Source organism: Phenylobacterium sp., assembly GCF_004799395.1.
GTDB lineage: Bacteria > Pseudomonadota > Alphaproteobacteria > Caulobacterales > Caulobacteraceae > Phenylobacterium.
On the sequence record NZ_SSMZ01000104.1, the window covers coordinates 1 to 14,473 of the forward strand.

10 protein-coding genes are annotated in these 14,473 nt (G+C 66.3%); 6 read left to right on the forward strand and 4 right to left on the reverse strand.

From position 1 onward, the window contains the following. On the reverse strand, positions 1–239 hold a 239-nt coding region (locus E8A12_RS22755), incomplete at its 3' end, for an HAD hydrolase family protein (protein WP_363211738.1). Between the two features lie 423 nt (positions 240–662). Here E8A12_RS22755 and E8A12_RS07330 point away from each other — a divergent pair. From E8A12_RS07330 to E8A12_RS07340, 3 genes are all read left to right on the forward strand, one after another. Beyond that, the gene (locus E8A12_RS07330; protein ID WP_293367264.1) at positions 663–1,418 is read left to right on the forward strand and encodes a hypothetical protein; all 756 of its coding nucleotides are present in this window, start codon (positions 663–665) and stop codon (positions 1,416–1,418) included. A 1-nt stretch (position 1,419) separates the two neighbouring features. Next, a complete protein-coding gene (locus tag E8A12_RS07335; RefSeq protein ID WP_293367265.1) occupies positions 1,420–4,521 on the forward strand; it encodes an efflux RND transporter permease subunit in 3,102 nt (1,033 codons plus the stop codon). A 193-nt stretch (positions 4,522–4,714) separates the two neighbouring features. Beyond that, the gene (locus E8A12_RS07340; protein WP_293367266.1) at positions 4,715–6,133 is read left to right on the forward strand and encodes an efflux transporter outer membrane subunit; all 1,419 of its coding nucleotides are present in this window, start codon (positions 4,715–4,717) and stop codon (positions 6,131–6,133) included. Between the two features lie 232 nt (positions 6,134–6,365). Here the strand turns inward: E8A12_RS07340 and E8A12_RS07345 are convergent, their stop codons facing one another. The 3 genes from E8A12_RS07345 to E8A12_RS07355 all read right to left on the reverse strand — a co-directional run bounded on the left by E8A12_RS07345 (position 6,366) and on the right by E8A12_RS07355 (position 11,772). Further along, a complete protein-coding gene (locus E8A12_RS07345; RefSeq protein WP_293367267.1) occupies positions 6,366–9,527 on the reverse strand; it encodes a CusA/CzcA family heavy metal efflux RND transporter in 3,162 nt (1,053 codons plus the stop codon). A 4-nt stretch (positions 9,528–9,531) separates the two neighbouring features. Next, positions 9,532–10,671, reverse strand: coding sequence for an efflux RND transporter periplasmic adaptor subunit (locus E8A12_RS07350; RefSeq protein ID WP_293367272.1), 1,140 nt, complete (start codon positions 10,669–10,671; stop codon positions 9,532–9,534). Between the two features lie 303 nt (positions 10,672–10,974). Continuing rightward, a complete protein-coding gene (locus tag E8A12_RS07355) occupies positions 10,975–11,772 on the reverse strand; it encodes a 2OG-Fe(II) oxygenase (RefSeq protein ID WP_293367268.1) in 798 nt (265 codons plus the stop codon). Positions 11,773–12,583: 811 nt separating this feature from the next. Here E8A12_RS07355 and E8A12_RS07360 point away from each other — a divergent pair. The 3 genes from E8A12_RS07360 to E8A12_RS07370 form a co-directional block, all read left to right on the forward strand. Beyond that, on the forward strand, positions 12,584–12,799 hold the full coding sequence (locus tag E8A12_RS07360; protein WP_293367269.1) for a hypothetical protein: 216 nt from the start codon (positions 12,584–12,586) through the stop codon (positions 12,797–12,799). After that, positions 12,796–13,215 carry a helix-turn-helix domain-containing protein gene (locus E8A12_RS07365; RefSeq protein ID WP_293367270.1) on the forward strand — a complete coding sequence of 140 codons (420 nt, stop codon included), beginning with the start codon at positions 12,796–12,798 and terminating at the stop codon, positions 13,213–13,215. Before E8A12_RS07360 ends, E8A12_RS07365 begins: the two co-directional genes overlap by 4 nt. 450 nt (positions 13,216–13,665) lie before the next feature. Further along, a partial coding sequence (locus E8A12_RS07370) for an integrase arm-type DNA-binding domain-containing protein (RefSeq protein WP_293367271.1) occupies positions 13,666–14,473 on the forward strand: 808 nt, incomplete at its 3' end.

Consider the following 14,473-nt stretch of genomic DNA (forward strand, 5'->3'; position numbering starts at 1 on the left):
TGAAAGTCAGGCCCGACAAGACTGCCGCCGTTGAAGGCCGCGAACGGCAGGCGGACGTCCAGCGCGGTGGCGAGCGCCTGCATGCCACGAGGCGGCCGGGCGGAAACGATCGAGAACCCGATCCCGGCCTCGCCGAGTCGCTTGACCGCCGCCTGCGCCGCCGCTGTCAGAATCTTGTCCGGCGTGACCAGGGTCCCGTCGATGTCCGAGATCAGGAGCTGGAGACTCGTATCAGGCAGAAAGCCATTCTCTCAATAAACACCACTTGGCGCCACATGGCCCAGCTTTCGCGTGCACTCACTTACCTCAACCCTGCCGCGAAAGGCGCGCGCTTTCAGAATGGCCGCTCCGCCAAGTCATCGACCACGCGACCCTCGCAAATGACGAGGCCCCTTGCGCAATTGGGATCAACGCTTCCCCGTACATCGGGAACTGGTTAGCGTGGCGATCCTGCAGCGGCATTTGCGCTGCGCCTGGAACGATGATCGAGGATCGTGACGATTCGAGCGCGGATTCGTTTGGCCGTCTTCACCTTGACCGTTTTGGGGTCAGGCCCGAGTTGGTCAATGGCCGCGGGCGGGTCGGTGACAATTTCGGCGTCCCAGCAGCGGAGCCTGGGCATCGCCACCCAGCCGCTGGCCGCTGGCCAGCACCGTGCGCAGGTGGACGCCTTTGCCAAGGTTCTGGATCCCGGGCCGCTGGCTCAACTCAATTCAGACCTTCTCACCGCGATCGCGACCGCGGCCGCGTCCCGGGCGGAGGCCGCCCGCGCCCAAACGCTTAGCGGAACAGGCGGCGCCCTGGCCAGGAAAGACGCGGAAGCCGCCCAAGCTCAAGCCCGATCGGACGCCCTCAAGGTCGAGCTGCTGCGACAGCGCCTTGGACTCGAATGGGGGCCAGGCGTCGCGAGACTTTCCGATGCGCGGCGCCAGGCCCTGATTCGCGCCCTATCGAACGGTGCGGCGGCGCTGGTGCATGTCGACACCCCCTCCAACGCCGGACAAGCCGGCGCTCGCACGGTTAAGATCGACGTCGGCTCGGACAGTGTAACGGGCCAAGTACTGGGCCCGGCACGAGCGGCCGAGCCGAGATTGCAGTCCTCCGGTCTGATCGTTGAAGTCACGGGAAAGTCGGCGATCCTGTTGTCTGTAGGCCTGACGCAGAGCGCCCACATCGACACCGGCAATCCCCTGAGCGGGGTGGTGATCAAGCGGGAGTCCGTGTTGCGTTACGAGGGCTCGCTTTGGGCCTACGTCCGTCGGGGCGGCGAACAGTTCGAACGGCGGCTGGTGCAGGATGGCCTGGCCGAGGAGGCCGGGTACTTCGTGGCGAAGGGCTTCGCGCCGGGCGATCAAGTGGCGGTGAGCGGCGTGGCGGGGCTGTTCGCCGCGGACCTCGCGGCCACTCAGGCGCGATAGGGTGATCTCCGCCGTCGTCCGTTGGGCATTGCGTCACCCCCGAGTCGTCATCGCCGCCGGCGCCTTGCTTCTGGTCTATGGCGCATTCGCGGCCGCAGGTCTGAAGCAGGGTCTCCTGCCGCCGCTGGCGCCCGCCTCCGCCTCGGTGGAGACGGAAGCGCCTGGCCTGGGGACCGAACAGGTCGAGCAGCTCGTCACGCGTGCCGTCGAGAGCGCCCTGATCGGATCCCCTGGCGTCGCGAATCTGCATTCGACCTCGATTCCGGGACGCTCCATCGTCAGCTTGGAGTTCCAGGCCCACGCCGAGCCTCTAAAGGTGCGCCAGGCGATCGCCGAACGTCTCTCACAAGCCGTCGCGGTCTTGCCCCAGGGCATCGGAGCGCCACGTCTGGCGCCCTCCACCTCCGGCGGCGGCGATCTGCTCAAGATCGCTTTCACGAGCCGCCGCCTTTCGCCGATGGACCTGCGCACCCTGGTGCAGTGGACCGTGCGCCCCGCGCTACTGTCTTCGCCCGGCGTCGCGGACGTCGAGGTCTACGGCGGCGAGGTGCGACGGATCGAGGTGCGCGCCCGGGCCGGCGACCTCTCGGATAGCGATCTCGGCTACGCCGATGTCTATGAGGCGGTCCGTCGCGCCACCGGCGTGACGGGCGCGGGCTTCATCGACACCCCGACCCAACGCGTGCTGGTCGATCCCCACGGCCAGGCGCTGTCGGCCGACGACGTCGCAGCCGGTCAGATTCAGGTGACGGGAAGCGCCCCGACGCGCATCAGCGACGTGGCCGATGTGGTCGACGCGCCAACGCCACCGGTTGGCGACGCCTTAGTGCAGGGGCGACCGGCCGTCCTTCTCAGGATAAGCGCACAGACCGGCGCCAACACCCTCGACGCAACCCGGGCGGTCGAGTCGAAACTGGCGGTGCTGCGTCCCCTCCTCGCGGCACAGGACGTCCAGACGGACACCTCCATCGATCGGCCCGCCGATTTCGTCACCACCAGTCTGAGCGATCTGGTCCGCGATCTGGCGATCGGGGTCTCCCTGGTCGCCTTGCTGATGATCCTCGCCTTGCGGGACTGGCGCGGCGCCCTCGTCGGCCTGTTGACCCTGCCCCTCGCCTTCGCCGCCGCCCTGATCGTCCTCAGCCTCCTGGGCTGGACGCTGAATCTCATGACCCTGGGCGGGCTTATCGTGGCCCTGGGTCTGGTCGTGGACGAAGCGGTCATCGATCTCGATCACCTTCTCACGCGGTTGCGGGATGCGGAATTTCGTGGCGGGTCGCGCCCCGATGCCGTGCTGCGCGCGTCAATCGAGGTCCGGCAGCCTGTCGTCTATGCCACGGTGCCCATCGTCGTGGGCCTGACGCCGGTCTTCTTCATTCCGGGCATCGGCGGCGCTCTCCTCGCGCCATTCGCGGCGGCTTTGATCATCGCGCTCCTCGCGTCGCTGGCGGTGTCGGTGCTCGTGACGCCAGCGCTCGCCTTGCTGTTCCTGGGACACATCGGTCCCGATCGGGAACCGCCTGTGCTGCACCGATTGAAGACGGCCTATGACGGAGGGCTCGCCCAAGTGATGGCGATCCGCCCGCTCTGGATCTGGCTGGCGAGCCTGGCGCTGATCCTGATCTCCGGGCTGGCCTTCGCGGGGTTCCGATCGGAATTCCTGCCCTCCGTCCACAGCCGTCATCTCACCGCCGAGCTAAGCGGCCCCGCCTCGACATCGATTTCGGCCATGCAGGACTTCGGCCGTCGCCTGACGCGGGATCTTCTGGCGATCCCGCAGGTAGCGACCGTCTCGCAACAGACGGGTCGCGCCGAGACCGGGGTCGAAACGTCAGGGCCGGAGCACGCCCTCTTCGATATTAAGCTGCGCCGGGGCCTTTCCGACAGAGATCAGGACGCGATCCAGCAGAAGATCAGCGCGATCGTCGAACGCTACGAAGGATTTCATGGCGTCGTGCGCTCTCGCTTCGCCAGCGAAATCGCGGGTCCGGAGCGCCACGGCGAGGTCGAGGTTCGCATCGCCGGCGACGATCTAGACGCCCTCGACACGGCTGCGTCTCGGGTGGCGGCGGCGCTCATTGGCCTACCGGGCGCAAATCGCATCACGCCGACCGCTGCCGCCGTCGCGCCGTCCGTGCGGGTGGACTTGAATTTCCAGCGCCTCGCGATCTACGGCCTGTCCGCCGCCGACGTGCTCGATACGCTCCAGACCGCCTTCGAAGGCCGCCGCGCGGCTCAGGTGTATGACAGGGGCCGCGCTGTCGACATCGTCGTCACCGCCCAGGCGGGCCTCAGGCAGGATCCAGAGGGCGCCGGGGACTTGCTGTTGCGGTCGAGTTCGGGGGTTTCGGCGCCCCTCAAGACCGTGGCGAACGTCTACCTTTCCGGAACTCGCGGCGCGATCCAGCACGACAATGGCGTCCGTAGCGTGTCCGTCGTGGCCGATGGCGTCGGCGACCCACCGGCGTTCATACGCGAGGCCCGTGACCGGATCGCAAGATCTGTCGTCCTGCCTGCGGGGGTCTACGTGGATTTCGTGTCCGTCAATTCCGGAGGGTTTGGGGGGGTGGGAGTTCTCGTCGCCCTGGTCTTGGCCGCGCTGGGCATCCTCGGTTTTATCTGTCTGGCTTTTGGATCGGCGCGGGCCGCTGTCCTGATAATCGGCTCAGCCGCCTTCGCCTTCATCGGAGGCGTCGCCGCCGTCGCCGTGACGGGCGGGATCCTGTCGCTGGGCGCGCTCGCAGGGTTCGTCGTCCTGTTCGGGGTTTCCGCGCGCGCTGCGGTCCTGCTCATTTCGCAGGTCGAAGAACTCGTCCACGTGCGGGGGCGACCTTGGGCCTCCGAGACTGTCCGGCTGGCGGCGCGGCAGCGCCTGTGGCCCATCGTTATCGGTGCGGTCCTGGTGAGCGCGGCTGTGTCGCCGATGGCGTTTCACGCGGGCCGGCCGGGGATGGAAATCCTGGGACCGATGGCGTGGGTGATCATCGGCGGCCTCGCGTCCTCAACGCTCCTCGGCCTCAGTCTTCTACCTCCCATGGCGCTCGCCATCTGGCGGCCACGGCGCAAACCCGACGCTGCCGACGCCGGGCCCGTACAGGTTTGACGACCCGTTCAGTACGATGCCTTCGGAGACTGGTATGCGTCGGCGGAGCCCGCTGGCGCCACGTCAGCGGATCGAGGTATTCTCAGACGCTCGTCGAGGCTCCGGCGGCGTGCGGATGAGGGACTTTCGTTTGACCTATCGTTTGGGCAAATCCTGGATGGGAACGTCCAAGGCGTCACCGAGCCTCCTTCTGATGGGTTTGCTCGCAGGGTGCGCCGCGGGACCTAACTATCAGCCGCCGCCGGCGCCCAAGGTTTCCGAGTTTACCGCGCCGGCGCTTCGCGAGACAGGCCAAGCCGCGGATCCGGCCGGCGCGGCCCAGACATTCGATGCGGGAAAGACCCTTCCGGCCGAATGGTGGCGCCTATTCGCCTCGCCGCAGATCGACGCCCTGGTGAAGGAGGCGATCGCCAACAATCCGGATCTCCGCGCCGCCCAGAGCGCGCTCGCGCAGAGCCGTGAACTGCTGCGGGTGCAACGCGCCGCCTATCTCCCGACGATCGGCGCGGGGTTCGACGCGTCGCGCAGTAAGAATTCAGCCACTATCGCGCCGCCGCTGGCCTCCAATGCCTCGATCTACAGTCTCTACACCGCCCAGGTGACGATCTCTTACGCGCCCGACGTGTTCGGGGGTGTCCGCCGTCAGGTCGAGGCCGCTCGGGCCCGCGTCCAGGCGGCCGACGCCCAGGCCGACGCCGCCTATCTGACCCTCACCTCCAACGTCGTGCAGGCGGCGCTGCAGGAGGCAAGCCTACGGGGCCAGATCGCCGCGAACCAGGACATCGTCGGGGCGGAGACCAAGCTGCTCGATATCCTGCGCCTGCAGGAGCGCCTCGGCGAGGTGTCCGCGGCCGAAGTCGCCGCTCAGGAGAGCGCCCTGGCCCAAGCACAGCAGGCTTTGCCGCCTCTGAACCGGCAGTTGGCGTCCGAACGCGATCTTCTGGCGATCCTGCTGGGACGCTATCCCAGCGAGGGGCCCGCCACGGAAATCGATATCTCCAGCCTTGAATTGCCGCGCAGTCTTCCCGTCAGCATTCCTGCAGCCCTGGTCGAGCATCGGCCGGACGTTCGCGCGGCGGAGGCGAACCTGCACGCCGCCAACGCCCAGATCGGGATCGCGGCCGCGGCGCGTCTGCCGACCTTCTCGCTAGGCGCCGACGGGGGCAGCAACGCCGCGCGGATCGCCGCGCTGACCTCTGCGCCCAACAGCTTCTGGAGCCTGACGGCCGGGGTTGCGCAGCCGATCTTCCAGGGCGGCGCCCTGCGCCATCAGCAACGCGCCGCGGAAGCCGGCTACGCCCAGGCCTTGGCGCAGTACCGCAGTGCGGCCCTTTCCGCCTATCAGGGCGTCGCCGACGCCCTCCAGGCTCTGCAGATCGATGCCGACGCGTTGCAGCTTGCCGTGACGGCCGACCGGGCGACCACACGGACTCTCCAGCTGACCGAAGCCAGGGAGCACGCGGGCGAAATCAGCGCCTCCGCGCTCTACGTCGCTCAGCAGGCGGCGCAGCAAAGTCGGATCGCCCTCATCCAGGCCCGGACCAGTCGCTTTACCGACACCGTGGCGCTGTTCCAGGCGCTTGGCGCTGGACCCTGGGCGGTCAAATCGTGAGCGCTTCCGACCCCGGGCCTGCAAAGGGCGCTGCGGACAGAAGCCAGCTCCGGTCTGGGGCCGTGGCTTGAGTGAGGCCGTATGGCCGGTGGCGACGCGTTAGTAATAGCGGCGAAGTCTCAGCTGGCGGAGGGTCTTGGCGTTTGACTGGGTGAGGGTCGCTTCGCGCCCCTCAGGCAATTTGCGCCATGTTCTCGGCGCACGAGGCCCAGCCATCGAGCTTCGCGACAGTTCAGGTCTCGACTACCTGATCCGGCGGGTCGCCCGCGTTGGCGCGCCGTGGGCCAAGACCCCGACGGGAAAAGACGTCGATCAGGACCGGCAAGACCACGAGGACCAGCGCCGGCGCCAGCAGCATGCCGCCCACCACGACCAGTGCGAGCGGCCTCTGAACCTGGGAGCCGATCGCCGTCGACAGCGCGGCGGGCAGCAAGCCGACGCAGGCGGCGATGCTGGTCATCGCCACGGGCCGGAGCTGGGTCTCGCAGGCGCGCAGCAGGGCCGCGTCGCGGGGAGAGCCTGCGCCCACCAGCCGATTGAAGGACGACAGCACAATGATGCCGTTCATCACCGAGATGCCGAATAGCCCGATGAACCCGATGGCCGCCGAGATGCTGAGCGGCGTGTGGGTGACGAACAGCGCCAGGACCCCTCCGATCATCGCCATGGGCATGACGCTGGCAGCCAGAAGGGTGTCGCTGAGTCGGGAGAAATTCAGGAACAGCAACAGCCCTATCAAGAGCAGACTCAGCGGCACGACGACCTCAAGCCTTGTCAGCGCGCTCTGCAGTTCGCCGAGTTCGCCCACCCATTCCAAGTGATAGCCGCCGGGCACCTTGACCTTCTCGGCGACGGCGCGCTGGGCCTCCAGCACCGCACCGCCCAGATCGCGGCCGCGGACGCTGAACTTGATCGGAATGTAGCGCTCCTGGTTCTCGCGATAGATGAAGGCGGCGCCCGAGGTGAGCCGTACGTCGGCGACATCGGCCAGCGTCGCCTGCACGACGCCTCCGTTTGGGCTGGCGGCGCCGATCGGCAGGCTGCGGATCGCCGCCAGGTCGCCTCGGTCCTCCGGCTGCAGGCGCACCACGATCGGGAAGTTGCGATCACTGCCCGGCTCGTAGAAATTGCCGGCGGATTGCCCGCCTATCGCCGCCTGCACCGTGGCGTTGATGTCGCCCGGCGCCAGACCGAACCGAGCCGCCTTTGCCCGGTCGATTTCGATCTGCACCGTGGGTTGGCCAAGGCTCGTCAGCACGGCGAGGTCCGTGACGCCCGGCACCGTCGCCATCGTGTCCCGGATCTGACCTGCCGTGGACTGCAGAACAGCGAGGTCGGGGCCGAACAGCTTCAATGAATTCTCGCCCTTCACACCCGACGCCGCCTCCTCGACGTTGTCCTGGATGTTCTGCGAGAAATTGAAATCCACGCCGGGAAATTGGGCGCTTAGAGCCTCGTCGAGCGCCTTGGTCAGTTTGGCCTTATCCATCCCATGCGGCCAGGTGTTGAACGGCTTCAGCGGCACAAAGAACTCTGTGTTGAAGAAGCCGGTCGAGTCCGTTCCGTCATCCGGGCGCCCGTGTTGGGAGACGACCGTCTGCACTTCTGGGAATTGGCCGATCACCTGGCGCATCCGATTGACCGCGTCGTCGCCCGCCTCGAGGGAGATCGCTGCCGGCATGGTGGCGCGGATCCAGAAATTCCCTTCCTCGAGGTGGGGCAGGAACTCCAGGCCGAGCGTGCGCCCGGCGAGCAGGGCGATCACCAGCAGAATACCGGCCCCACCCAGCGTCACGATTCGATTGGCCAGCGCGAAGCGCAGGACGGGTTGATAGAGGCGCCGAAGGCCGCGAACGACCATGGTGTCGGTCTCGTCCACCTTCTCCGGGAGGAGGATGGCGCTGAGGGCCGGAGAGACCGTGAAGGTCGCGATGAGACCGCCTGCGATGGCGTAGGCGTAGGTCTGCGCCATCGGGCCGAAGATGTGGCCTTCGACACCCGTCAGGGTGAACAGGGGCACGAAGCTGGCGGTGATGATGGCGGCTGAGAAGAAGATCGGCTTGTTCACCTCGGCCGCCGCGTCGGCGATTGTGGTGAGTTCGCGCGAGGCCGCCGCTCTGGCGCTGTCGACGGGCGGGGGGGTCCGAGGCTCGGCGAGGTGGCGGTAGATGTTCTCGACCATGATCACCGTGGCGTCGACCACGAGGCCGAAGTCGATAGCGCCGACCGACAAGAGGTTCGCGGACTCGCCCCGCAGGATCATAATCAGCACGGCGAAGAACAGGGCAAAGGGCACCGTCGCCGAGACGATGAGCGCAGTGCGGAAATTGCCCAGAAACACCCACTGGACCAGGAAGATGAGCACGATCCCGAACAGCATGTTGTCCAGGACGGTGTGGGTGGTTACGGCGATCAGGTCGCTGCGGTCATAGATCTTCTCGATCTGGACCCCCGGCGGCAGGATGCCGCTGGTGTTGACGCGCTTAACTTCGTCCTCGACCGCGCGGATGGTCGGCATGCTCTTCTCGCCGCGCTGCATCAGGACGATCCCCTCGACGATGTCGTTGTCGTCGCCTTGGCCCGCGACGCCGAGCCGGGGAAGGTGCCCGACGGAGATCGTGGCGATGTCGCTCAGCAGGACCGGCGAGCCTCCAGGGCTGGTGATCATGGTGTTTCGCAGCTGATCGACGGTCTGGATCAGGCCGATTCCGCGGACGATGGCGGCCTGCGGGCCGAAGTTGACGGTCTGCCCCCCGACATTGACGTTGCTGTTGCCGATGACTTGGATGATCTGCGGCAAGGTCAGGCCGTGAGCGATCAGCTTGGCCTTGTCGATGGTGACGTCGTAGGTCTTGGTCTTGCCGCCCCAGCCGGTGACATCGATCACCCCGGGCACCGCCTTGAAGCGGCGCTGCAGCACCCAGTCCTGCAGGGTCTTGAGGTCGGTGACGGAATAGTTCGTCGGCCCCACCAGCCGGTAGCGGTAGATTTCTCCGATCGGACTGACGGGCGAGATCTGCGCACTGGCCCCATTGGGCAGCGGGCCGAGCTGCGACAGGCGATTGATGACCCGCTGTTCCGCCTGGTCGTAAGTGAAGTCGTAGGTGAATTGCACCTTCACGTCGGACAGGCCGAACAGCGAGATCGTGCGGATCGTCTTGACGTGAGGGATGCCGGCGAGCTGGACCTCGATCGGGATCGTCACATAGCGCTCGATCTCCTCCGCCGACTGGCCGGTGCTCTGGGTGACGATGTCGACCAGCGGTGGGACCGGGTCGGGGTAGGCTTCGATGTTGAGCTGGCGGAAGGCGAAGACACCCGCGGCTACCATCGCGGCCAGCATCAGAAGCATCAGCCCGCGATGGCGCAGGGCGAAGGCGATGACCCCGTTCATCGCCTCAGCCGCCTCGGACGGCGCGGTCGATGAACAGCGCGCCACTGGTCACGACGAGTTCGCCGGCGCGCAATCCTGACAGGACTTCCACTTCGCCATGGGCAATCCGCCCGGTGGTCACCGGGCGCAGGGCCACGCTGCGGTCGGCTGCGTGGGCGACCCAGACGCGGGCCGTGTCTCCCTCATAAATGACGGCGTCGACGGGGACGGCGATCGAGCTGCGTTCTTCTCCGGTCGTCACGCTGAAGTCGGCGAACATCTCCGGTTTCAGGCGCTGGTCCGGATTGGGCACGGTCGCACGAACGGCGACCCGCCGCGTCACCGGATCGACGCTGGGCGCCACGAAATCCAGGCGTCCGGAAAAGCTGCGCCCCGGCAGCGCAGTCACGGTCATCTCGACCGGCTGGCCTAACCGCGCCAGAGGCGCCTGGGCTTCGCGTAGCTCGCCCACCAGCCAGACCTTCGAAAGATCGCTGATCACGAAGGCCGAGGCCGTTCCGCCGTTGGTCAGGCTGGCGATGTTTTGCCCGGCGCTGACGTTGCGCTGCATCAGAACGCCGGAACGCGGCGCGCGCACGATCGTCTCACGCCAGGACGCCGCGGCGGGCGACCGGTTGGCCAGTGTGTCGATCTCGGCGTCGGTCAGCCCCAGAATGTGCAGCCGGCCGCGGGCGGCGCGATAAGCCGACTGGGCGTTAATCAGGTCCGCCTGGCTTTGCTGCCAGTCCTTCAGGGCTGCGCCATGGGCCTCATAGAGTTCGTGCTGGCGCGCCTCAACCGCGGCAGCCAGCTTCGCTTGCGCCGCTGATGTGGCGAGGTCGCTCTGCCCCTGCGCGATCTCCTGAGCGTCGATGGCGAACAGGGCGACACCGGCTGCAACCCGGTCACCGACGCGAACGAAGACTCGCGTCACCCGCCCGGAATAGGGCGAGTAGACGCTCGTCGTGAGGTCGTCGTCGATGGCGATCTTCCCGTCCGTGGCGGCGACGTCGGCGAAGGTCTTTGCGCGCGCGGCCTGCAGCGTGAGGGACTGCCATTGCCGGTCCGTCAACCGCAGCGCCGTGGGACTAGTTACAGCCGAGGGCGGCGCGGGCTTGGTCCGGCTACTGCGGATCAAACTTCCGCCGACCACGACGGCGAGCACCAAGGCAGCACAGAGGCCCAGGAGTCGCCACTGCGCGGTCGGCGACAGTCGCCGCGCACCGCCCGAGCGGCCGTCGCCTGGTGTCTCGTTCATGGGCCCCTCAAACCGGCGCTGGAACGGATGGCCGGAGGGGGCCATTGCAGCCGAATTGCGGAGCTTTCGTGACGTTCTGTGTATCAGCCGACACAGTCTCCGCGGAAACCGCCGGCGGCTGTCGGCGCGCCTTGATGCCGCAAGGCTGCGAGATCCGCCGATGCGGGGGCGTTAGATCCCCCAGTCTCCCGTGCGACGTGGAGCCGCCAACTAGGCCACGAGCTGTTTGCCGAAGGCCGACAGGCGGTGGCGGAGAAGGCCGACAACGGACGCCCGCTGGCTTTGGAGATAGTTGAACTGCAGCGCCCGCCGCTGACCGACGAACGGAGAATGCCCGTGCCAGGATTGGTCGCCGCGCCGGAAAGCCACCATCGATCCGAGGCTCGCAGGGATCTCCACTGTAGCGTCGTCGAACCCGTGCCTATCTGCAAGGAGCCGCAACTGTCCCTGTCCGCCGGTCCAGCCGTCATTGAGGTAGATAAGCAGAGAGAGCACCTTCGACTTGGAGTCGATGTGGATCCTACCGTCGCGCCCAGAGCATTGCCCGCGGAGGGTGACCGAAGCCGGCCGATCCTGCAGGTCGACCTCGAACAACCGAGCCATGTGCGCGCGGAAGCGATCCGAAAGGAGGTCGTCGATCAGGGTGTTAAGGAATGGTCCCGGCGGCGCGTCCGCCAGCGAATATGAGCCGGGGCTCCGGATGACTGGAAACTCTCCCGGGATGGCCGCGGCGCACTGCGGATCGAGGACTTGAGCAATGGCGACGTGATCAAAGGGATCGCGGACCAACCGGGCGGCTTCGATCGCGTTCCAATCCAACCCAGGCATCTGCACCCTCCATCGGCTGCTCGCCCCGGCCGCCTCGGTGAAAGAGACGTCGTGCCTACCGCCTCGCCTCAACGCGGAAAAGGGGTAATAGCGTCGCGTCGCGCCCGACGCCGACCTCCTGCTGATGTCGGCGATGATGAAGAATACCGAGGAGATGGCGGGCTGGGTGAAGGAGCTCACCGGGCGCGACTGCCTGACCTTGGACCTCGCCTGGAAGCCCAAGGTCGCCAACGTCACGCTTCGCGAGGCGTGGGTCCGCTACAAGATCGCCCTGGAGCGCAAGGAGCGGAGCCCTTCGACCATCGCCGGGTATCAGGACCATGTCGAACGGCTGATGGCAGACTGGCTGGACCTGCCGCTCATGACCCTAGGCGAAAACCCGCGGATGGTTTCGGACCGGCACGACAAGCTCACCAAGGAGCGTCGCGGCATGCCCATGGCGTCCGCCATCTCACCGGGGCGTCGACCCCTCAGACGGCGAAGCGACTTCAGCGCCTGGCCCAGGGCCTCGCTCCGGGAGGGAACATCCTGCGCTGGTTCGCCCATCTCCCCTCCACTACAACTCCAGCTTGTTATTGGTTCTACACGATCCCGCTGCGGGACAAGCCGTGATGGGGTTTCCGTGCACGGAAATCTCAGAGACCGGCGTGTCGCCACCGCCTTCCCGCAATACCCTTCGCGCGCTCCGCAAGCTGGTTGCGGAAACCTCCGTGGCCGGCCGACTTGGCCGCGCCGCAGCAGCTCAGAGCCGCGCGCCTTACCGGCGGTGATTCGCGGGGTCCGCCTTGAACGGTGGGATACGAATTCCCACTTCCACACTTATCAGTAAGTGATAACTTATCATGATGTCGCGCGACACCTCGTTGGACACGCTGCTGGAGTTGCAAGGGACGATCGCGGTGATCGATGAAGCGGGCCACTGGGTGAAGTTCCAGGTGGTTCGGTCACGCCCTCGCCCGCCCAGCCGCACGGCCTGGACTATGAGCTGACGTTGCACGACCCGAAGAACAAGCGCCTCGCGGGCTTCGACAACGCCCACGTAGCGCCCACGCGATCCGGCCCGAGTGGGCGAACCCACGAGAGCCAGGATCACAAGCACAGGTTCAAGACGATCACGGCCTACGACTACAGCGACGCGGAGGCCCTCCTCGTCGACTTCTGGGCGCTGGTCGAGTCGGTCATGCGAGAGGTTGGAGTTTGGACATGAGCAAGACCCTCAACATCGGGATTGCGAGCTACGCGGAGATCAAGGCGCGGACGCTGCGGATCGCACGCGGCGAATTGAAGCCGCGCGCGGGCGATCCCAAGGTCTGGTTCCCATCGCTTGAGAGCCTCGCCAAGGTGCTCTCGGAATCCAATCGTGAGCTGCTGGCGCTGATCGATGCGCGAAACCCCCGGTCACTGCAGGAGCTGTCAGACGCCTCCGGCCGGGCGACGTCGAACCTGTCGCGGACGCTGAAGACGATGAGCCGCTATGGGCTTGTGGTGCTCGAAGTGCATCCTGGGCGACGGCTGGCGCCGAAGGTTCTCTATTCGCGGTTCAAACTGGAAATGCCGATTGGTCTGGACGGCGCGTCCAACACAGCCAAGCGACGAAATCGAACCGTCGCCCACGCTGGCTGAGTCAGCCGCGTAGGCTTCTGCGGATGAGCAAAGTCCTCGCCCGTTCGCGATTCGATCCCCTCCAAACCCGGCGAGCCCTATCGAAGGCCTGCGAAGCGCGGCGTAGAGGCGGCGGCGTTCCCCCACCGTTCACGCCAGGACCCCAGCTTAAACCCCAGCTTAAACGCAAAATCGAGGAAATCGGCCCCAATCCTCGGAGTAAAATTCATTGATTTTATTGGAGAAATTGGCGCGCCCGGAACGATTCGAACGTCCGACCCTCAGATTCGTAGTTATTGACGGGGCTTCCGAACGGTCTTCGCCACTCCACGCTGTAGTACGATAACTAACTGTATTTGCTATTCTTTATCGAATGTGCTAGGGTTTTCTAGTAGGCCGCCCCAGAAACTTGGGTGCGCAAACACCGTCCCAACACCGTCCTAATTTCTCCTCGCCATGCCTGATCGCAAGATGACCCTCACCGACAAGACTGTCGGGCAACTGCCAGCCAGTGAAGACGGCCAGTATATCGTGCGCGACACCGAACTGGCCGGTTTCTTCGTCCGGGTGGGCGCGCGCCGGAAGACCTTCACAGTGCAGGCCGACTGCTGGGTGTCCGGGAAGCGGCGCACTAAGAAGGTGACGATCGGCGCGTCCGACGAAATGACGACCCGCGAGGCCCGCGTCGCGGCCAGGGCGGCCTTGGCGAAGATCCTCCAGGGCGAGTTCGAAGAAGCTCCGAAGCCCGAAGTGAAACCGCCGTCGGAGATCACCCTTCGCGAGGCATGGGCCCGCTACAAGGTCGCGCACCTCGAGCGCAAGGAACGCAGCGCGGGCACCATCGCCGGCTACACCGTGCACGTGGAACGCCTCCTCGCCGACTGGCTCGACACGCCGCTGCGAGAGCTTGGCGAAGAGCCCAGCCTGGTCGCCAGGCGGCACGACGACCTGACGGCCAGTTCAGGGCCATATGCTGCGAACGGATGCATGCGGACCCTGCGGGCAATCTACAATCACGCCCGGCGCAGCGTTCGCGGCCTGCCTCCGGAGAACCCGGTGACGGCAGTGGACTGGAATAAGGAATTTCGCCGCGACGTGGCGATGGGCACGCCGGACATCGCGGGTTGGATGACGCAGCTGGGACGGCTGCGCAACGCGATCCGCCGCGAGTTCCACCTCTTCACCCTATTGTCGGGCAGCCGGCCAACGGCCCTGAAGACTGCCCGTGTGCCGGACCTGAATCTGAGTGAGCGAATTCTACGGATCACCAAGCCCAAGG